Raw genomic sequence first — 20,235 nt, forward strand, 5'->3', positions numbered from 1 at the left:
TCAGTTTCGGGCGTGCGGGTGCTGGGGCGGAGAAGTCAGCGTAGATACTGGGCGGTCACGGAATTAAAGCAGGATGTAGTGTCTGTTCAGGCACTACATAATTGGCGGTATCTAGCCGGATTAGCACTGATAGCCGCGGTCCATGTGGGAGCGAGCTTGCTCGCGAAAGCCTTGTATCAGCCACCAGAAAGCCATTGGCTGAACCGGCCTCTTCGCGAGCAAGCTCACTCCCACAAGATTTGTGCAGTCGCCAGCACACCATGGGGCCTAGCGTCGTGATAACGAGCGGTTCCCCTCAATCCAGGCTATCGACCTTCACCCGCAGCTGCATGTCGTTGCTGCCTTGTGTTGAGTAGCGTCGGACGACGCCGCGCTCGTCGGCGCGAGATTGGTCGCTGGCGCCGGCCAGGGTGATCCACTCACCCAGCCGACCACTGACTTGCGTGTCGGTGCTCTGCACCTTGATCGCGTCGGCCTGTTGCTGGCTCATGCGGTCGTTGTTGGTGCTGATGCTCAGGTGGACGATGTCGCCGGTGACTGTCGCCGTGACGTAGAAACCCTGGGTCACGTTGCGATATTGCGTGTTGGTCTGGGGGTAGCCGTACCCATCGGACTGCACCGAAGTGATCGGTATGCTCTGGCCCATCTGAATCAGCGCCGGCGTGCCTTCATTGGCCTGAACCTGTTGCACGCCACCCTCGCGGCTGGCGGTGCCGTAATTCTGGATGCGCGTCCGGCCGTCGGCGCTGAGGCGTCCGTCCTGCGAACGCACGGTGCCGTTGACCGAGTAACCCTGATCGCTCTGTACCGTGCTGTCACTGGTGTCGACGCTGATCATCAGCCGTTTTGGCGCGGTGTCGAGTTGGCCGAGCAGGTCGCGCAGTTCACTGATTTTGTCCGGTTCGGCGTTGACGATCAGTTTGTTGCCATAGGCATTGACGCTGCCTTCGTTGCCCAGAAACGACTTTACGGTGGGCAGCAGATCGTCGCTGGTGCGGTAATTCAGGGGGATGACTTCAGTGGCGGCCGCGGCCGTGAAGCTGCAAGCCAACAACAGTGAAGCGAGCAGGGTGCGTAATGACATCGATGTGGTCTCCGCGAGGGGCGCGTCTGAACGACGAGTTTGCCAGTTTGTCGGCCTGGGCAGCACCAAGTTGAATCGCAGACAGCAAAACGCCCCGGTGCTTTTGTTTCAGCTTAGGCAGCTGAAGCGCGAACGCCGGGGCGCAACTGTCGCGAGGTGCAATCAGTGCGCGTTGCGCACCATGTCCACGTGGGGCAGGCCGGCCTCAAGAAACTCGTCGCTGACCACGGTAAAGCCGAAGCGCTCATACAGCGCCGTCGCATGAACCTGTGCGCTGAGCCGCGTCTGTTTCAGGCCGCGGCGTTCGGCTTCGGCGAGGATCGCGGTGATCAACGCCTCACCCACGTTCAGGCCGCGCCAGTCCTTGAGCACGGACAATCGGCCGAATTCACCATCGGGCAGCAGGCGCGCAGTGCCCACGGCGTAATCCCCTTCGAGCGCCAGAAAATGCAGGGCGCCTGCATCTTCCGAGTCCCATTCCAGTTCGGGCGGAACCGACTGTTCAAACACGAACACGGCGTCACGAATGCGCCGAATGTCGGCGTTGTCTTTCTGCCAGTCGGCTACCCGTACGTGGATCTTATTCATCAGCAAACCCCAGACTTCCTTGTTTGACCAGCTCACAGAGCAGGTTTCGTCCATCGTCATCTGCCAGCCATTGGCCCAGATTGTCGATGTGCAGCGCATCGGCCGCGCAGATCATTTTCAGCAGTTCACGCAGATGGCCCGGCAACAGACGGCTCTGACCGCTGGCGAACAGCAGCAGGTCGTCGTCGACCTCCGACCACGCCAGTCGCGCGCTCGGGTTGCGGATCAGCACGGCGCCCTGTTCCAGGCTGTCGAGCAGCTCGCTCTCGGCCAATTCGGGGCCGACCACCAGCTCGGGATAACGGGGCTCGGTCATGAACTGGCCGAACCAGGTCAGCAGCAGGCGCTCGTCACCCATGTGCTCGGCCAGCAAGCCCTTCAGACGGTCTAGGGCATCGTGTTGAATCTGGTGCGGATCGCTGACCGGCTGCGCGTCGGCGTCGGTGTAGCGTTCTTCTTCAGGCATGAACTGGCTGAGGAAGTCGGTGAAGTGGGTCAGCACTTCGGCGGCGCTTGGGGCGCGGAAGCCGACCGAGTAGGTCAGGCACTCATCCACGGCGACGCCGCAGTGCGCCAGACGTGGCGGCAGGTAGAGCATGTCGCCCGGTTCCAGCGTCCATTCGTCGGTACCCTGGAAGTCGGCCAGGATACGCAGGTCGGCGTGCTCAAGCAGTTTGCTTTCGGAGTCGCACATCTGGCCGATCTGCCAGTGACGCTTGCCGTGGCCCTGGAGCAGGAACACGTCGTAGTTGTCGAAATGCGGACCCACGCTGCCGCCGGGTGCGGCGTAGCTGATCATCACGTCATCGATGCGCCAGCTTGGCAGGAAGCGGAAGTTTTCCAGCAATTCGCTGACTTCAGGCACGAACTGATCCACGGCTTGAACCAGCAGGGTCCACTCGCGCTCCGGCAACTTGCTGAATTCGTCTTCGACAAACGGGCCGCGACGCAGCTCCCACGGACGCTCACCTTTCTCAATCACCAGGCGCGATTCAACTTCTTCTTCCAGCGCCAGACCGGCCAGTTCGTCGGCGTCGATCGGGCTCTGAAAATCCGGGATGGCCTGACGGATCAGCAAAGGTTTCTTCTGCCAGTAGTCACGCAGGAACTCGCGCGCTGTGATACCACCTAGGAGCTGAAGAGGGATGTCAGGATTCATGTGTAACCTATTGAAAAAACGGATTTTTACGACGGGAATAAAAACGCCCGGCTCAGCCGGGCGTTCAGAGCGGGTGCAGTGCGGTCAGATGCGCTGGGCTTGCGCCACGGCGTTGCCGATGTAGTTCGCCGGCGTGAGCTTCTTCAGCTCGGCCTTGGCTTCGGCCGGCATGTCCAGGCCGTCGATGAAGGTCAGCAGCGCTTCAGGGCCGATGCCCTTGCCGCGGGTCAATTCCTTGAGCTTCTCGTACGGGTTTTCGATGTCGTAGCGACGCATGACCGTTTGGATCGGCTCGGCCAGGACTTCCCAGCAAGCGTCCAGATCGGCGGCGATCTTCTGCTCGTTGAGTTCCAGCTTGCCGATGCCTTTCAGGCTCGCTTCGTAGGCAATCACGCTGTGAGCGAAGCCCACGCCGAGGTTGCGCAGCACGGTGGAGTCGGTCAGGTCGCGCTGCCAGCGGGAGATCGGCAACTTGCTGGCCAGATGCTGGAACAGCGCGTTGGCGATGCCGAGGTTGCCTTCGGAGTTCTCGAAGTCGATCGGGTTGACCTTGTGCGGCATGGTCGACGAACCGATTTCACCGGCGATGGTGCGCTGCTTGAAATAGCCCAGGGAGATGTAGCCCCAGATGTCGCGGTCGAAGTCGATCAGGATCGTGTTGTAACGGGCGATCGCGTCGAACAGCTCGGCGATGTAGTCGTGGGGTTCGATCTGCGTGGTGTAGGGGTTGAAGCCCAGACCCAGCTCGTCTTCGATGAACGCGCGGGCGTTGGCTTCCCAGTCGATGTCCGGGTAGGCCGACAGGTGCGCGTTGTAGTTACCGACGGCGCCGTTGATCTTGCCCAGCAGCGGCACGGCGGCCACTTGAGCAATCTGGCGCTCCAGGCGGTAAACGACGTTGGCCAGTTCCTTGCCCAGAGTGGTCGGAGAGGCCGGCTGACCGTGGGTGCGGGAGAGCATCGGTACGGCGGCAAAACGGATCGCCAGCTCGCGGATGGACTCGGCGATCTGACGCATCAGCGGCAGCAGCACGGTGTCACGGCCTTCGCGCAGCATCAGCGCGTGGGACAGGTTATTGATGTCTTCGCTGGTGCAGGCGAAGTGGATGAACTCGCTGACCTTGGCCAGCTCCGGCAACTTGGCCGCCTGCTCCTTGAGCAGGTACTCGATGGCCTTGACGTCGTGGTTGGTGGTGCGCTCGATCTCTTTCACGCGCTCGGCATGCTCGAGAGCGAAATCGTTAGCCAGGGCATCGAGGAGGGCGTTGGCTTCGGCGGAGAATGCCGGCACTTCAGGGATTTGCGGGTGGGCCGCCAGGCGTTGGAGCCAGCGTACCTCCACCAGGGCGCGGAAACGGATCAGGCCGTATTCGCTGAAAATCGGGCGCAGGGCCTGGGTTTTGCCGGCGTAGCGGCCATCTACAGGGGAAACCGCAGTGAGCGAAGAAAGCTGCATGGGGTGTTCTCGGACTGTCAGGCGACGAAAAGGGGCGCGTATCATACATGAAAATTCCGGTCAGCCGAGGCTGGCTGACCGTTATGACTCGCGCGATGTCGGGTTCGGAGCGAGCTGAAGGGCGTTCGCCACTCAGCGGTGAAGCAACGGATACAGTTCTTTCAATAACTTGCGGCGGCTGATGACCAGTTGCCAGCGGTGACCGCCCACTTGTCGCCAAAGTCGCGCGCAGCGAATTCCGGCCAGTAATAGTGCGCGGATTTTCGAGGCATTGTTGGGTTGCTGCAGATTGCGCATGTCGCCGTGGACCTGAATCCGCTGACGCAAGGTGCTCAGGGTGTCCTGATACAGCGCGCCGCTGGCGGCTATGACGTTTTCGTGAGCGATACCGAAATGCTCGACCTGGGATTTGATCTGCGGCAGGCGCTTGCCGATGGTGTCGAGCATGTCATCGCGCTTGGACAGTTGACGTTCCAGGCCCAGCATCGCCAGGGCATAACGCAAGGGTTCCCGTTGCAGGGTGGCCGGATCGCGCTCCAGGGCACTGGCGAGGGCGCGATAGCCCTCGTGCAGATTAAGGTCGTCGCCACCGAACACGTCCAGCGTGTCTTTCGGGTCCATGACCAGCAGCGTCCCCATCAGGCAGCCAACGGCGGCTTCACCGGCCTGGCCGGTCTTGGCGATGCGATCGACCAGCACGGCGGCCTGAAACACCCCGGCCAGGGCGACAAGTTGTTCCTGAATCGGGGTCATCAACGTGCATCCCTGGTGTGCCACGGCTCGGCGATTTCGATGACGCCGCCACCCAGGCAGACCTCGCCGTCGTAAAAGACCACGGACTGGCCAGGCGTTACCGCGCGTTGCGGCTCGTCGAAGGTGGCGCGATAACCGGTTTCAGTGCGTTCCAGGGTGCAGCGCTGGTCGCTCTGGCGGTAACGCACTTTGGCGGTCAACTGGCGCGGGCTGCTCAGGTCGATCGGGTTGACCCAGTAGATCTCCGACGCGAGCAGGGCACGGGAGAACAGCCACGGATGCTCGTTGCCCTGGCCGACGATCAGCTCGTTGTGCTCCAGGTCCTTGACCAGCACGTACCACGGCTCATCGCCGGCATCCTTCAGTCCGCCGATGCCCAGACCTTGGCGCTGGCCGATGGTGTGGTACATCAGGCCGGCATGCCGACCGATGACTTCGCCTTCGGTGGTCTTGATCTCGCCGGGCTGCGCAGGCAGGTACTGCTTGAGGAAGTCGGTGAAACGGCGCTCGCCGATGAAGCAAATGCCGGTCGAGTCCTTCTTCTTCGCGGTCGCCAGCTGATACTTCTCGGCGATGGCGCGCACCTCGGGCTTTTCCAGTTCACCGACCGGGAACAGGGTCTTCGCAATCTGCTCACCGCCAACGGCATGCAGGAAGTAGCTCTGGTCCTTGTTCGGGTCCAGGCCCTTGAGCAGTTCGGTGCGGCCATCAATGTCGCGGCGACGCACGTAATGACCGGTAGCGATCAGGTCGGCACCGAGCATGAAGGCGTAGTCGAGGAAGGCTTTGAATTTGATCTCGCGGTTACACAGGATGTCCGGGTTCGGCGTGCGCCCGGCCTTGTATTCTTCGAGGAAATGCTCGAAGACATGATCCCAGTACTCGGCCGCGAAGTTCACGGTGTGCAGTTTGATGCCGATCTTGTCGCACACGGCCTGGGCGTCCGCGAGGTCGTCCATGGCGGTGCAGTATTCCGTTCCGTCGTCTTCTTCCCAGTTCTTCATGAACAGGCCTTCCACCTGATACCCCTGCTCCATGAGCAGAAGGGCGGAGACCGAAGAATCCACGCCGCCGGACATGCCGACAATGACGCGCTTCTTTTCTGTATCGGAAAAGGCTGAATCAGACATAGGAATTCGATTGGGTAGCAGCAGGAAAGGGCGCGATTCTAACAGGGAGTCGGCGCCAAGGCTAAAAGCTATTCAGTTGCGCTGGGCGGCCAGTCAGTCGCGCACGACCTCCAGACTGTGAATCGGGCCCGCCAGGTACTCATCGACGCAGCGCAAGACCAACTCGCTTCGCCAGCGCTCCGGTTGGCCGGCGAGTTCGTCGCGGCTGAACCAGGGCGCGCCGACGATGCCGGTGTCTAGCGCACGCTCGGGGTGGTGTCGCGTCGCTTTGGCCGAAAAGCACACGCGCTGATAGGTCACGCCATTGCTGGGCGCGGTGTACAGGTAAATGCCGACGACGCCGGTCAGTTCGACGTCCCAGCCGGTTTCTTCCAGGGTTTCGCGAATGGCCGCTTCACGCAACGTCTCATCAGGCTCGAGGTGCCCTGCAGGCTGATTGAGCACCAGCTTGCCGTTTTTCAACTCTTCGACGAACAGAAAGCGGCCGTTGTCTTCGATGACGGTTGCGACGGTGATGTGGGGATGCCAGGTCATTGGGTTTCTCGTTTCTGTAGGAGCCATCCGAGTTTACGAGGGTCGCGAAGCGGAGTGTCAGATAAACCGCTTTCGCGACCGTCGTAACCTCCGATGGCTCCTACAGGAATGGTGATAGCAAAAAAAAGCCCCGGCGCAATGGCCAGGGCTTTCTTATCGCGCTAGACAGCTTTTCAGCCGCCGGTCGTCGCGCCTTACTTCAACGCATTGATCGCGTCGTTCAGGGTCTTGCTTGGGCGCATGGCGTTGCTGGCCAGTTCCGGGGTAGGGAAGTAGTAGCCGCCGATGTCCAATGGCTTGCCCTGTACGCTGTTCAGCTCGGCGACGATGGTCGCTTCGTTGTCAGCCAGGGTTTTTGCAAGCTCAGTGAACTTGGCTTGCAGCGCCGTATCTTCGGTCTGCGCCGCCAGGGCCTGGGCCCAGTAGGTGGCCAGGTAGAAGTGGCTGCCGCGGTTGTCGATACCGCCGACCTTGCGCGATGGCGACTTGTTGTTGTCCAGGAACTGACCGGTGGCCTTGTCCAGGGCCGTGGCCAATACCAGCGCCTTCGGGTTGTCGTAGACGTTGCCCAGGTGCTCGAGGGAAGCGGCCAGTGCCAGGAATTCGCCCAGGGAATCCCAGCGCAGGAAGTTCTCTTCGTTCAGCTGCTGAACGTGCTTCGGCGCCGAACCCCCTGCGCCGGTTTCGAACAGGCCACCGCCACTCATCAGCGGTACGATGGACAGCATCTTGGCGCTGGTGCCCAGTTCCATGATAGGGAACAGGTCGGTCAGGTAGTCGCGCAGTACGTTGCCGGTCACCGAAATGGTGTCCTTGCCCGCGCGGATGCGCTCCAGGGAAACCTTCATCGCGTCGACCGGCGACTGGATGCTGATGTCCAGGCCAGCGGTGTCGTGATCCTTCAGGTACTGCTCGACCTTCTTGATCATCGCCGCGTCGTGGGCGCGCTCAGGGTCCAGCCAGAAAATGGCCGGGGTGCTGCTCAGGCGCGAACGGTTGACGGCCAGTTTGACCCAATCCTGAATCGGCGCGTCCTTGGTCTGGCACATGCGCCAGATGTCGCCGGCTTCAACGTTCTGCTCCATCAAGACCTGACCTTTGTCGTCGGTCACACGGACCACGCCATCGGTTTCGATCTGGAAGGTTTTGTTGTGCGAGCCGTACTCTTCGGCTTTCTGCGCCATCAGGCCAACGTTCGGCACGCTGCCCATGGTGGTCGGGTCGAAGGCACCGTGTTGCTTGCAGTCTTCGATCACGGCTTGATAGATGGTCGCGTAGCAGCGATCCGGGATCACCGCCTTGGTGTCCTGCAGGACGCCGTCGTTGTTCCACATCTTGCCGGAATCACGAATCATCGCTGGCATCGAGGCGTCGACGATGACGTCGCTCGGCACGTGCAGGTTGGTGATGCCCTTGTCGGAGTTGACCATCGCCAGCGCAGGGCGGGTCGCGTAAACGGCTTTGACGTCCGCTTCGATCTGCGCTTGCTGGTCGGCCGGCAGGTCTTTGATGCGGGCGTACAGGTCGCCGATGCCGTTGTGCAGGTTGAAACCGATTTCCTTCAGGACATCGGCATGCTTGCTCAGCGCTTCCTGGTAGTACTCGGCGACGAACTCACCAAACATGATCGGGTCCGAAACCTTCATCATGGTGGCTTTCAAGTGCACGGAGAACAGCACGCCGAGCTTCTTGGCGTCTTCGATTTCACGGGCCACGAAAGCGCGAAGGGCTTTCTTGCTCATGACCGCGCAGTCGATGATCTCGCCTGCCAGTACTGACGTCTTGTCCTTCAGCACGGTGGTGCTGCCGTCTTTGCCGATCAGCTCGATCTTCACGGCGCCAGCAGCTTCGATCAGCGAAGATTTTTCGCTGCCGTAGAAGTCGCCGTTGTCCATGTGCGCCACGTGGGACTTGGAGTCCGCAGACCACGCGCCCATTTTGTGCGGGTGCTTGCGTGCATAGTTCTTGACGGAGAGCGGCGCTCGACGATCAGAGTTACCTTCACGCAGAACCGGGTTCACGGCGCTGCCTTTCACTTTGTCGTAGCCAGCCTGAGCAACCTTGTCGGCTTCGGTCACGACTTCATCCGGGTAGTTCGGGATGTCGTAGCCCTTGGCTTGCAGTTCCTTGATCGCGGCCTTCAGCTGTGGAACCGAGGCGCTGATGTTTGGCAGCTTGATGATGTTGGCTTCCGGCGTGGTCGCCAGTTGGCCCAGCTCTGCCAGATCGTCGGAAACCTTCTTGTCACCCAGGCGCTCGGGAAAGCTGGCGAGGATGCGGGCTGCAAGCGAGATGTCGCGGGTTTCAACGGCGATGTCAGCGGAAGCGGTGAACGCTTCGATGATAGGCAGCAGTGAGTAGGTGGCGAGGGCTGGCGCTTCGTCAGTGAAGGTATAGATGATCTTCGAGCGGTTGGACATATTCGGGATAACTCTCTTCTTTGCTGAGCGTACACAAAATTTCGAGATGCGCAGGGTAGGCACTTTCGCCCAAAGTATCGATGAGCCGAAAGTCGAGAATTTCGTCGCGTGATAGGGGGTGCATCAGTCGAGCGTCAAGCGGTCGGACCCGGGTAGCGGTCTGGCCTGTCGAGGGTTGAACGCCTGGTTTCAGGTGGTCTGGCCCCCAATGACCCAACGGTCACCGGCGCTGAGTATATCACTGCACCCGGCCATTGCTACGGTACTCGTGTGACGGCTTTGCGGTGCCCGGGACGTTCGCGGTGGTCTCGGAAGGTGTCCGGATTCCCCATGAAAACCGTTCAGCCCTTGTAGCACGGGGCCTGCGGCAACTAGTCGCAGTTGCCTGGGGCCGATGCGTCCTGACCAGTACCCCACCTGATTTCGACTAAAGGAGCATCTGGGCCATAGTTGAGTTGGCTCGCCTCTCTATATAGATGGACGCAACAGGGCAGCGAAGGCACAAAAAAGCCGGCCAACCCTGAAAGGATTGACCGGCTTGTCGAATCTCGCGCTTGAACGGTCCGGCTCACGCGTGATTGTTGCTCTATGCCTGTTGCTTCTCGAAATGTCGCTCGTGGTGGTGGGCTGCCTCAGGAATATCGGCAACAGCTTTCGCAGTGATGCCTACGGCATGAAGACCCTTGGGGCCCTGAGTGATCTCGAACTGAACCGGCTGCCCGGCCTTCAGGGTTTTATAGCCCTCCATACTGATCGCCGAGTAGTGTGCAAACAGGTCCTCGGACTTGCCGTCTTCAACGATGAAGCCATACCCCTTGGCGTTGTTAAACCACTTGACCTTACCGCTTAGCATAGTCACATCCCTCTGCAAAGGACTCCGATGGGAGTATCATCACCTCTCATCCGCCGGACCTAAAAAAATTTTGGTTGACTGCGCGGACCCTTTTTACCCAATGTGGGTTCTATTGTTTGTAACACTGATTGGCCGATAGTCAAGGTCAAGCGGCGGTCCAGTTGAAAACGGGTATCGCCGCCACCACTTATTTCAATCACGTCCTCTGTGAACCTTCTTTACCATGCATGCAATCAGCAAGATTCGACTAACATTCAATCAGGATGACCCGCATCCCCATGAGGACGATGCGTCGGGCACCGCTGTACAGGAAGCCAAGCCGATATTGCAGGTGCCGCCTATGTACAAGGTGGTTTTGTTCAATGATGACTACACCCCGATGGATTTCGTTGTCGAAGTGCTCGAGGTGTTTTTCAACCTGAATCGTGAGCTGGCGACCAAGGTCATGCTGGCCGTCCATACAGAGGGACGGGCCGTTTGCGGATTGTTTACCCGCGACATCGCCGAGACCAAGGCTATGCAGGTCAACCAGTACGCCAGGGAAAGCCAGCATCCGCTACTCTGTGAAATCGAGAAGGACGGTTAACGCCGGACACTTGGGTATGAGGTGAAGCTATGTTAAACCGTGAGCTCGAAGTCACCCTCAATCTGGCTTTCAAGGAGGCCCGCTCTAAACGTCATGAGTTCATGACCGTCGAGCACCTCCTGCTGGCCCTATTGGACAATGAGGCTGCCGCCACCGTACTGCGTGCCTGCGGCGCAAACCTCGACAAACTCAAACACGACCTCCAGGAGTTCATCGACTCCACCACGCCGCTGATCCCTGTGCATGACGAGGATCGCGAGACCCAACCCACACTCGGCTTCCAGCGCGTCCTGCAGCGCGCAGTTTTTCATGTGCAGAGCTCCGGCAAGCGTGAAGTCACTGGCGCGAACGTGCTTGTGGCGATTTTCAGCGAGCAGGAAAGCCAGGCAGTGTTCCTGCTGAAACAGCAGAGCGTTGCCCGTATCGATGTCGTCAACTATATCGCCCACGGTATTTCCAAAGTGCCGGGGCATGGCGATCAATCTGAAGGTGAGCAAGATATGCAGGATGACGAGGGCGGTGAGTCTTCTTCCTCAGGCAATCCTCTGGATGCCTATGCGAGCAACCTGAATGAGCTGGCCCGTCAAGGCCGCATCGATCCGCTGGTAGGGCGCGAGATGGAAGTCGAGCGCGTCGCTCAGATTCTCGCGCGGCGCCGCAAGAACAACCCGCTATTGGTGGGCGAAGCCGGGGTGGGTAAAACCGCCATCGCCGAAGGCTTGGCCAAGCGCATTGTCGACAATCAGGTGCCGGACCTGCTCGCCAACAGTGTCGTGTACTCCCTCGACCTGGGCGCATTGCTGGCCGGTACCAAGTACCGTGGCGATTTCGAGAAGCGCTTCAAGGCGCTGCTCGGTGAGTTGAAGAAACGCCCCCACGCGATCCTGTTTATCGACGAAATTCACACCATCATCGGTGCAGGTGCCGCGTCCGGTGGTGTGATGGACGCTTCCAATCTGCTCAAGCCGCTGCTGTCGTCAGGTGATATCCGTTGCATCGGCTCGACCACGTTCCAGGAATTCCGCGGCATCTTCGAAAAAGACCGTGCGCTGGCGCGTCGCTTCCAGAAGGTCGACGTCTCCGAGCCTTCGGTCGAAGACACCATCGGCATTCTGCGTGGCCTGAAAGGCCGTTTCGAACAGCATCACAATATCGAATACAGTGATGAAGCCCTGCGTGCCGCTGCCGAACTGGCATCGCGCTACATCAATGACCGTCATATGCCCGACAAGGCCATTGACGTGATTGACGAGGCGGGTGCCTACCAGCGGCTGCAACCGGTGGAAATGCGCGTCAAGCGTATTGAAGTGCCACAGGTTGAAGACATCGTGGCGAAGATCGCGCGGATTCCGCCAAAGCACGTCAACAGCTCCGACAAGGAATTGCTGCGTAATCTGGAGCGCGACCTGAAGCTGACCGTGTTTGGTCAGGATGCCGCCATCGATTCGTTGTCCACCGCGATCAAGTTGTCCCGAGCGGGCCTCAAGTCGCCGGACAAGCCTGTCGGTTCGTTTCTGTTCGCAGGTCCGACCGGTGTCGGCAAGACAGAGGCTGCGCGTCAGCTGGCCAAGGCGCTGGGTATCGAGCTGGTGCGTTTCGACATGTCCGAGTACATGGAGCGTCACACCGTATCGCGTCTGATCGGTGCGCCGCCGGGCTATGTCGGTTTTGATCAGGGCGGTCTGCTGACCGAAGCCGTCACCAAGCAGCCGCATTGCGTGCTGCTGCTCGATGAAATCGAGAAGGCGCACCCGGAGGTCTTCAACCTGCTGCTGCAGGTCATGGACCACGGGACGCTGACCGACAACAACGGGCGCAAGGCGGACTTCCGCAATGTGATCGTGATCATGACCACCAACGCCGGTGCTGAAACGGCTGCGCGTGCTTCGATCGGTTTCACCCATCAGGATCACTCCTCTGATGCGATGGAGGTGATCAAGAAGAGCTTCACGCCGGAATTCCGCAACCGTCTGGACACCATCATTCAATTTGGTCGCCTCAGCCATGAGGTTATCAAGAGCGTGGTGGACAAGTTCCTTACCGAGCTTCAGGCGCAGCTGGAAGACAAGCGCGTACAGCTGGAAGTGACCGACGCGGTGAGGAGTTACCTGGCCGAAGGCGGTTACGACGCAGCGATGGGTGCGCGTCCGATGGCCCGTTTGATTCAGGACAAGATCAAGCGTCCGCTGGCCGAGGAAATCCTCTTCGGCGAGTTGTCCGAGCATGGCGGTGTGGTACACATCGACGTCAAAGACGGCGAGATCACTTTCGATTACGAAACCACGGCTGAAATGGCCTGACGTTTCGGGTTATTGCAACAAACCTGAGAGGCGCCGATTGGCGCCTTTTTTGTTGGCTGCGAATCTGCCGAACCCTGTAGGAGTGAGCTTGCTCGCGATTGCGATTTGTCTGAGGCACATTAGGTGACTGACACGAAGCAATCGCGAGCAAGCTCACTCCTACATCTGTTGAAACGTGCCCGGTCTGATGGACCGAGTGAGCCGCTTTTTGCGACTTGCCGTGAGCGTGTAGGGTGAATCTCACGCACACAAAAACGCCCGGCAAGTGCCGGGCGTTTTTGTTAAGACCTGTTAGCGGGCGCGGTAAGTGATGCGCCCTTTGCTCAAGTCGTAGGGCGTCAGCTCAACGCGGACCTTGTCGCCGGTAAGAATGCGGATGTAGTTCTTGCGCATCTTGCCGGAGATGTGCGCGGTTACGACGTGCCCATTTTCCAACTCCACACGGAACATGGTGTTGGGCAGGGTGTCGACGACAGTGCCTTCCATTTCGAAGCTGTCTTCTTTCGACATGCAGTAAAGCCCTCGGTATCCAATGAATGGCCCGGTGCAAACGGCAGCCAGGCAAAAGCGGGCTGCATTGTGCCCGAAAACTGAGGTTTAAGCCAAGGGCTTCAGTAAAGAGTGACCCATCTTTGATTGGTGAGCAGTTCGATGGGGCGATATTGGGTCTTGTAATTCATCTTTTTGCAGTTCTTTATCCAGTAGCCAAGGTACACCGCATGCAATTGCATGCGTGCGGCCTCGGCAATTTGCCAGAGAATTGCGTAACGCCCCAGGCTGCGGCGCTCCTCCGCCGGCTCGTAGAACGTATAAACGGCGGAAAGGCCATTGGGCAGCAGGTCAGTGACGGCTACGGCGAGGAGTCGACCCTCCAGACGGAATTCGTAGAAACGCGAAAACGGCAGGTCGCGGACCAGGAAGGTGGAAAACTGGTCGCGGCTCGGTGGAAACATATCCCCATCGGCATGGCGCTGCTCGATGTAGCGCTGATACAGATCGAAGTACTCCTCACTGAAATGCGGCTTGGTGCTCGTCACTTCGAGGTCGGCGTTTCTTTTGAAAATGCGTTTTTGCTGACGATCAGGCACGAACAGTCCGACCGGAATGCGCGCAGGCACGCAGGCGCTGCAGTTCTGGCAATGCGGACGGTACAAATGATCGCCACTGCGGCGAAACCCCATGTCCGAGAGATCGGCATACACCTGGACATCCATCGGCTGGCTGGGGTCGAGAAACAGCGTGGTGGCTTGTTCCTCGGGCAGGTAGCTACAGGAGTGGGGTTGAGTGGCATAGAACTTCAACCGCGCCAGCTCGGTCATGATCAACCCTCGAGAAAAACTGTAGACATGAGTGTAAGCCAGCCCAATCAAACTCGCCTAGGCGACCAATCGGTGTAATTGCTCTCGTCGAGGTGTTTATGCAGGTAGTCGGCGAACGTCTGGCGCGCAATCGAGCGCGCGCCAAGGCTTAGCAGGTGCTCGGTAGGCATTTGGCAATCAATCAGGACGAAACCCGATTCTTTCAAGTATTCGACCAGCGTTGCGAAGCCGACCTTGGAAGCGTTGTCGGCGCGGCTGAACATCGATTCGCCGAAAAACAGCTGGCCCATCGCCAGTCCGTAGAGACCGCCTACCAGCGCGTCGCCGTCCCAGACTTCGACGCTGTGGGCGAAGCCGCGGGCGTGCAGTTCAATGTAGGCCGCCTGCATGGAGCCGGTGATCCACGTGCCGTCGGTGTAGGCCCGGGGTTCGGCGCAGGCTTGAATGACCGCCGCGAAATCCTGATCGAAAGTGACCCGATAACGCCCCTGACGCAGCAGCTTGCCGAGACTGCGTGATACATGCAGCTCATCCGGAAAGAGCACGGTGCGCGGGTCCGGCGACCACCAGAGAATCGGCTGGCCCTGCTGATACCAGGGGAAACAGCCATGTCGGTACGCGGCAATCAGGCGATCGGCAGACAGATCGCCGCCACCGGCCAACAGTCCGTTGGGCTCGCGCATGGCTTTTTCCAGCGGAGGGAAATCAAGGGTGTCGCGTTGTAACCAGGTCAGCATGGCATCCAGACTTTACGAGAGGGGAGGGGAGTCAACGCAGGCTTGCAACCCCGGCTGCAACTCTCTGTCGCAGGCAGGGTCACAAGCCGCTTGATCATGCCCGGATCGTCGACCCGCTGTCTTCTTGATCCGGGGATGGCCATTTGACAGTTCAAGGGAGCAGGATAAACACGTCATAAGCCTTTGTCGGCAAAGAAAATGCGTGCTCAAATTGTCACCGCCCGGCGACGCTTGAACATCTGCAAGCACCGCGCCAGACTAACGTAGCGCGCGGCGCGCAAATCCGTACAATGCCGATGTTGTTTAACCTCATTTCAAGTCACCTGTCGAGCGTGCGTTATCGCAGGCGCGGTTTTCCCTACGGCCAGGACGCTGTTCTGGCCGATGTTCGGGAAAGCCACTGCCATTTCGCCAAGGCAGTCGTACACAGTCAATCATCAGATGTTCGCGCTTGCGCGCAGGAATTGAAGCGTTTTGAAGAAATCCACCATAGCACCCACCCCCGTTCCGCTCTGGCGGCAGCACCTGCACTACCGGCTCAAGGAAGGTGCATTGATCGCGTTCGGCGCGCTGTGTCTTTATCTGATCATGGCGCTGCTGACCTACGATCAGGGCGATCCGGGCTGGAGCCACACCAGCAGCTCGAGCAACTCGGCCCAGGTTCAGAACGCCGCAGGCTTTGCCGGTGCGTATTCTGCCGACATCCTGTTCATGATCCTCGGCTACTTCGCCTACATCTTCCCGTTGCTGCTGGGGATCAAGGCTTATCAGGTCTTCCGGCATCGCCACGAGCCGTGGCAGTGGAGCGGCTGGCTGGTTTCCTGGCGCATGATCGGTCTGGTGTTCCTGGTCCTCGCCGGCGCCTCGCTGGCGCACTTGCACTTTCATTCGGCGTCGGGCCTGCCGGGTTCAGCCGGTGGCGTGCTGGGCGAAGTACTGGGTGATCTGGCCAAGCGCGCGCTGAACGTCCAAGGCAGCACGCTGCTGTTCATCGCCTTGTTTTTGTTCGGTCTGACTGTGTTCACCGATTTGTCCTGGTTCAAGGTCATGGACAACACCGGCAAGATCACGCTGGACCTGATCGAACTGTTCACGGGCTCGCTCAACCGCTGGTGGACCGCCCGCAATGAGCGCAAGCAAATGGTCGCTCAGTTGCGTGAAGTCGACATGCGCGTCGACGAAGTGGTGGCTCCGGTTGCCCCGGATCGACGCGAGCAGGCCAAAGCCAGGGAACGAATCATCGAGCGCGAGCAGGCGTTGACCGAGCATATGGCCGCCCGTGAGAAGCACGTGCCAGCCGTGATTGCCCCTGCGCCTCCCCGCGCCCCTGAGCCGAGCAAGCGCGTACAGAAAGAGAAACAGGCGCCATTGTTCGTCGACAGCGCCGTGGAAGGCACCTTGCCGCCGATCTCGATCCTCGACCCGGCCGAGAAAAAGCAGCTCAACTATTCGCCTGAATCGCTGGCAGCGGTGGGTCATCTGCTGGAGATCAAGCTGAAGGAGTTCGGCGTCGAAGTCACGGTGGATTCCATCCATCCGGGCCCGGTGATTACCCGCTACGAAATTCAGCCGGCTGCCGGTGTAAAGGTCAGCCGTATCTCCAACCTGGCGAAAGACCTGGCCCGCTCGCTGGCAGTCACCAGCGTTCGTGTGGTCGAGGTCATTCCCGGCAAGACCACGGTCGGTATCGAAATTCCCAACGAAGATCGCCAGATCGTGCGCTTCTCCGAGGTCCTGTCGACGCCGGAATACGACGACGCGAAATCGCCGGTCACCCTGGCGCTGGGTCATGACATCGGCGGCAAGCCGGTCATCACCGACCTCGCAAAAATGCCGCACCTGCTGGTCGCCGGTACCACCGGTTCCGGTAAGTCGGTGGGCGTGAACGCCATGATCCTGTCGATCCTGTTCAAATCCGGGCCGGAAGACGCCAAGCTGATCATGATCGACCCGAAGATGCTCGAGCTGTCGATCTACGAAGGCATTCCGCATTTGCTGTGCCCGGTGGTCACTGACATGAAGGACGCCGCCAATGCCCTGCGCTGGTCGGTGGCCGAGATGGAACGCCGCTACAAGCTGATGGCCAAGATGGGCGTGCGTAACCTGTCGGGCTTCAACCAGAAGGTGCGTGAAGCAGAGGAAGCCGGCACGCCACTGTCGGACCCGCTGTATCACCGCGAAAGCATTCACGACGAAGCGCCGCTGCTGACCAAGCTGCCGACCATCGTTGTGGTGGTCGACGAATTCGCCGACATGATGATGATCGTCGGCAAGAAGGTCGAAGAACTCATCGCCCGAATCGCCCAGAAGGCCCGTGCCGCAGGTATCCACCTGATCCTCGCCACCCAGCGACCTTCGGTGGACGTGATCACCGGCCTGATCAAGGCGAACATCCCGACCCGCATGGCGTTTCAGGTGTCGAGCAAGATCGACTCCCGGACCATCATCGATCAGGGCGGCGCCGAACAGTTGCTCGGGCACGGCGACATGCTGTACATGCCCCCGGGCACCAGCCTGCCGATTCGTGTGCACGGCGCGTTCGTGTCGGACGAAGAGGTTCACCGCGTCGTTGAGGCGTGGAAGCTGCGCGGTACGCCGAACTACAACGATGACATCCTGGCCGGCGTAGAAGAGGCGGGTAGCGGCTTCGAAGGTGGCGGTGGCGGCGGTGATGGCGAAGACAGCGAGAGCGATGCGCTTTACGACGAAGCCGTGAAGTTCGTGCTCGAAAGCCGTCGTGCGTCGATCTCTGCCGTGCAGCGCAAGCTGAAGATTGGCTACAACCGCGCCGCGCGCATGATCGAAACCATGGAAAACGCCGGCGTCGTGACGCCCATGAACACCAACGGCTCGCGCGAAGTGATTGCGCCAGCCCCTGTGCGTGACTGACACTTCCCGGTCACGCGTCACCGGGCGTCGCCATCGCGGCGGCGCCCGGCTTCAACCACACTCAAAGAGGAATCCCATGCGTCTTATCCGCATGCTGTTGGTATCTGCACTGGCTTTTTCTGCTGTCTCGGCCCACGCCGACAGCAAGGACGTGGCGCGCCTGACCCAACTGCTGGAAAACTCGAAAACCCTGAGCGGTCGTTTCTCCCAGCTCACCCTCGACGGTGGCGGCACCCAGTTGCAGGAAACCACCGGCGAGATGACCTTGCAGCGCCCGGGCCTGTTCTACTGGCACACCGACGCGCCGCAAGAGCAACTGATGGTGTCCGATGGCAAGAAGGTGTCCCTGTGGGACCCGGACCTGGAGCAGGTCACCATCAAGACCCTCGACCAGCGCCTGACACAGACCCCGGCGCTGCTGCTGTCCGGCGACGTCTCAAAAATCAGCGAGAGTTTCGACATTACCGCCAAGGAAGCGGGCGGTGTGATCGACTTCGTGCTCAAGCCCAAGTCCAGGGACACCCTGTTCGATAGCCTGCGTCTGTCATTTCGCAACGGCATGATCAACGACATGCAGCTGATCGACAGCGTCGGCCAACGCACCAATATCCTGTTCACCGGCGTCAAGGCCAACGAGCCTGTCGCGGCGAGCAAATTCCAGTTCCAGATCCCGAAGGGCGCTGACGTCATTCAGGAATAAAAGGGGTTCGCCTGTTTAATGGACCTGTTCAGCACTGAACCGATCGCGCAACCGTTGGCCGCCCGCCTGCGAGCGACCAACCTGGACGAGTACGTCGGCCAGCAGCATCTGCTCGCCCACGGCAAGCCGCTGCGTGAAGCGCTGGAGCAGGGCGCGCTGCACTCGATGATTTTCTGGGGGCCGCCCGGCGTGGGAAAAACCACGCTGGCGCGGTTGCTGGCGAAAGTCTCCGACGCGCACTTTGAAACGGTGTCGGCGGTGCTGGCCGGGGTCAAAGAAATCCGTCAGGCGGTGGAGATCGCCAAGCAACAGGCCGGGCAGTACGGCCGCCGGACCATTCTGTTCGTCGACGAAGTGCACCGCTTCAACAAGTCGCAGCAGGATGCGTTTCTGCCCTACGTCGAAGACGGCACGCTGATCTTCATTGGCGCCACCACTGAAAACCCGTCCTTCGAACTCAACAACGCGCTGCTGTCCCGCGCCCGGGTCTATGTGCTGAAAAGTCTGGACGAGGGTGCGCTGCGTCAGTTGGTCAATCGTGCGTTAACCGAAGAACGCGGGCTGGGCAATCGGCATCTGACCCTGGGCGACGAGGCCTTCCAGACGCTTCTGGCTGCGGCAGATGGCGATGGTCGGCGGATGCTCAATCTGCTGGAAAACGCCTCGGACCTGGCCGAAGACGGCAGCGAAATTGACCCCGAATTGCTGCAAAGCCTGCTTGGCGACAGTCGCCGTCGCTTCGACAAGGGCGGCGAAGCGTTCTACGACCAGATTTCCGCGCTGCACAAATCCATTCGCGGCTCCAATCCCGACGCTGCGTTGTATTGGTTCGCGCGGATGATCGACGGCGGCTGCGATCCGCTGTATCTGGCGCGGCGCGTGGTGCGCATGGCCAGTGAAGACATCGGTAACGCCGATCCGCGCGCCTTGCCGCTGTGCATGTCGGCGTGGGACGTGCAGGAACGCCTCGGCAGTCCGGAAGGCGAGTTGGCCGTGGCCCAGGCCATCGTGTACCTGGCCTGTGCGCCGAAGAGCAACGCTGTGTACATGGGTTTTAAAATGGCCATGCGCGAAGCCACCGAGCATGGCTCGCTGGAAGTCCCGCTGCACCTGCGCAACGCGCCGACCAAGCTGATGAAGCAGCTCGGTTATGGTGAAGAATACCGCTACGCCCACGACGAGCCGGACGCTTACGCCGCGGGTGAGGACTATTTCCCCGACGAGCTCGAACCGCGCCAGTATTACCAGCCGGTCCCCCGCGGTCTTGAGCTGAAAATCGGCGAGAAACTCAAACACCTGTCAGCGCTCGACCGCGCCAGCCCACGTCAGCGGAGAAAATAGTGATTCAGTTGATTCTTGCCGTGTCCGCCGGTGGCGTGGCTGGTACATTATTGCGCTTCGCCACCGGTAACGTCGTGGCGGCGAACTGGCCGCGCTACTTCTACACGGCCACGTTGGCGGTAAACCTGGTGGGCTGCCTGCTGATCGGTGTGCTGTACGGTCTGTTTCTGATTCGCCCGGAAGTCCCGATCGAGCTGCGCGCTGGTTTGATGGTTGGATTCCTCGGTGGTTTGACGACGTTCTCGTCTTTCTCACTGGACACGATTCGTCTGCTTGAAAGCGGCCAGGCGCCTCTGGCCATTGGTTACGCCCTCATCAGCGTACTGGGCGGGCTGCTCGCGACGTGGGCTGGCCTGTCTTTGACCCGAATTTAATATACGAGAGACC

Annotated in this window: 18 protein-coding genes; 6 read left to right on the top strand and 12 right to left on the bottom strand. The window is 60.0% G+C overall.

What is annotated here, in order from left to right; translation table 11 throughout:
* Nucleotides 1-295: 295 nt before the first annotated feature.
* From AC0Z8Z_RS24135 to cspD, 9 genes are all read right to left on the bottom strand, one after another.
* On the bottom strand, nucleotides 296-1,084 hold the full coding sequence (locus AC0Z8Z_RS24135; RefSeq protein ID WP_172611455.1) for a secretin N-terminal domain-containing protein: 789 nt from the start codon (nucleotides 1,082-1,084) through the stop codon (nucleotides 296-298).
* A gap of 162 nt (nucleotides 1,085-1,246) precedes the next feature.
* Nucleotides 1,247-1,672, bottom strand: coding sequence for a GNAT family N-acetyltransferase (locus tag AC0Z8Z_RS24140; protein WP_172611456.1), 426 nt, complete (start codon nucleotides 1,670-1,672; stop codon nucleotides 1,247-1,249).
* Nucleotides 1,665-2,831 (bottom strand): ribosomal protein uL16 3-hydroxylase, encoded by a 1,167-nt coding sequence (locus AC0Z8Z_RS24145; RefSeq protein WP_485620796.1) that lies wholly within the window; start codon nucleotides 2,829-2,831, stop codon nucleotides 1,665-1,667. Before AC0Z8Z_RS24145 ends, AC0Z8Z_RS24140 begins: the two co-directional genes overlap by 8 nt.
* 84 nt (nucleotides 2,832-2,915) lie before the next feature.
* A complete protein-coding gene (purB, locus tag AC0Z8Z_RS24150; protein ID WP_485620797.1) occupies nucleotides 2,916-4,286 on the bottom strand; it encodes an adenylosuccinate lyase in 1,371 nt (456 codons plus the stop codon).
* A 132-nt stretch (nucleotides 4,287-4,418) separates the two neighbouring features.
* Complete coding sequence (gene hflD, locus AC0Z8Z_RS24155) at nucleotides 4,419-5,039, bottom strand: high frequency lysogenization protein HflD (RefSeq protein ID WP_122536337.1); 621 nt, start codon at nucleotides 5,037-5,039, stop codon at nucleotides 4,419-4,421.
* Nucleotides 5,039-6,169, bottom strand: coding sequence for a tRNA 2-thiouridine(34) synthase MnmA (mnmA, locus tag AC0Z8Z_RS24160; RefSeq protein WP_122536338.1), 1,131 nt, complete (start codon nucleotides 6,167-6,169; stop codon nucleotides 5,039-5,041). Before mnmA ends, hflD begins: the two co-directional genes overlap by 1 nt.
* 93 nt (nucleotides 6,170-6,262) lie before the next feature.
* Nucleotides 6,263-6,703 (bottom strand): NUDIX hydrolase, encoded by a 441-nt coding sequence (locus tag AC0Z8Z_RS24165; RefSeq protein ID WP_272635018.1) that lies wholly within the window; start codon nucleotides 6,701-6,703, stop codon nucleotides 6,263-6,265.
* Between the two features lie 194 nt (nucleotides 6,704-6,897).
* Nucleotides 6,898-9,123 carry an NADP-dependent isocitrate dehydrogenase gene (locus AC0Z8Z_RS24170; protein ID WP_485620798.1) on the bottom strand — a complete coding sequence of 742 codons (2,226 nt, stop codon included), beginning with the start codon at nucleotides 9,121-9,123 and terminating at the stop codon, nucleotides 6,898-6,900.
* Between the two features lie 586 nt (nucleotides 9,124-9,709).
* Nucleotides 9,710-9,976, bottom strand: coding sequence for a cold shock domain-containing protein CspD (gene cspD / locus AC0Z8Z_RS24175; RefSeq protein WP_240356734.1), 267 nt, complete (start codon nucleotides 9,974-9,976; stop codon nucleotides 9,710-9,712).
* Between the two features lie 223 nt (nucleotides 9,977-10,199).
* Between cspD and clpS the strand changes: the two genes are divergently transcribed.
* Together clpS and clpA are read left to right on the top strand one after the other, a co-directional pair.
* A complete protein-coding gene (gene clpS / locus AC0Z8Z_RS24180) occupies nucleotides 10,200-10,562 on the top strand; it encodes an ATP-dependent Clp protease adapter ClpS (RefSeq protein WP_122536342.1) in 363 nt (120 codons plus the stop codon).
* Nucleotides 10,563-10,591: 29 nt separating this feature from the next.
* The gene (gene clpA / locus AC0Z8Z_RS24185; RefSeq protein ID WP_205484210.1) at nucleotides 10,592-12,862 is read left to right on the top strand and encodes an ATP-dependent Clp protease ATP-binding subunit ClpA; all 2,271 of its coding nucleotides are present in this window, start codon (nucleotides 10,592-10,594) and stop codon (nucleotides 12,860-12,862) included.
* A gap of 291 nt (nucleotides 12,863-13,153) precedes the next feature.
* On the opposite strand, the gene infA is transcribed toward clpA, so the two are convergent.
* From infA to aat, 3 genes are all read right to left on the bottom strand, one after another.
* Nucleotides 13,154-13,372, bottom strand: a complete 219-nt coding sequence (gene infA, locus AC0Z8Z_RS24190; RefSeq protein WP_002553999.1) for a translation initiation factor IF-1 — start codon at nucleotides 13,370-13,372, stop codon at nucleotides 13,154-13,156.
* 101 nt (nucleotides 13,373-13,473) lie between these two features.
* Nucleotides 13,474-14,181 carry an arginyltransferase gene (locus AC0Z8Z_RS24195; RefSeq protein WP_172611463.1) on the bottom strand — a complete coding sequence of 236 codons (708 nt, stop codon included), beginning with the start codon at nucleotides 14,179-14,181 and terminating at the stop codon, nucleotides 13,474-13,476.
* Between the two features lie 47 nt (nucleotides 14,182-14,228).
* Nucleotides 14,229-14,918, bottom strand: a complete 690-nt coding sequence (aat, locus tag AC0Z8Z_RS24200; protein WP_485620799.1) for a leucyl/phenylalanyl-tRNA--protein transferase — start codon at nucleotides 14,916-14,918, stop codon at nucleotides 14,229-14,231.
* Between the two features lie 474 nt (nucleotides 14,919-15,392).
* Here aat and AC0Z8Z_RS24205 point away from each other — a divergent pair, with 474 nt between their 5' ends.
* From AC0Z8Z_RS24205 to crcB, 4 genes are all read left to right on the top strand, one after another.
* Nucleotides 15,393-17,807, top strand: a complete 2,415-nt coding sequence (locus AC0Z8Z_RS24205) for a DNA translocase FtsK (protein WP_122536346.1) — start codon at nucleotides 15,393-15,395, stop codon at nucleotides 17,805-17,807.
* Nucleotides 17,808-17,883: 76 nt separating this feature from the next.
* Complete coding sequence (gene lolA / locus AC0Z8Z_RS24210; protein ID WP_172611465.1) at nucleotides 17,884-18,507, top strand: outer membrane lipoprotein periplasmic chaperone LolA; 624 nt, start codon at nucleotides 17,884-17,886, stop codon at nucleotides 18,505-18,507.
* A gap of 18 nt (nucleotides 18,508-18,525) precedes the next feature.
* Entirely contained in the window at nucleotides 18,526-19,848 is a 1,323-nt protein-coding gene (locus AC0Z8Z_RS24215) for a replication-associated recombination protein A (RefSeq protein ID WP_122536348.1), read from the top strand.
* On the top strand, nucleotides 19,848-20,222 hold the full coding sequence (crcB, locus tag AC0Z8Z_RS24220; protein ID WP_122536349.1) for a fluoride efflux transporter CrcB: 375 nt from the start codon (nucleotides 19,848-19,850) through the stop codon (nucleotides 20,220-20,222). The genes AC0Z8Z_RS24215 and crcB overlap by 1 nt, the downstream gene beginning before the upstream one ends.
* Nucleotides 20,223-20,235 lie beyond the last annotated feature (13 nt).

This window comes from Pseudomonas sp. 1L-C-7-B-C1, from assembly GCF_057291635.1.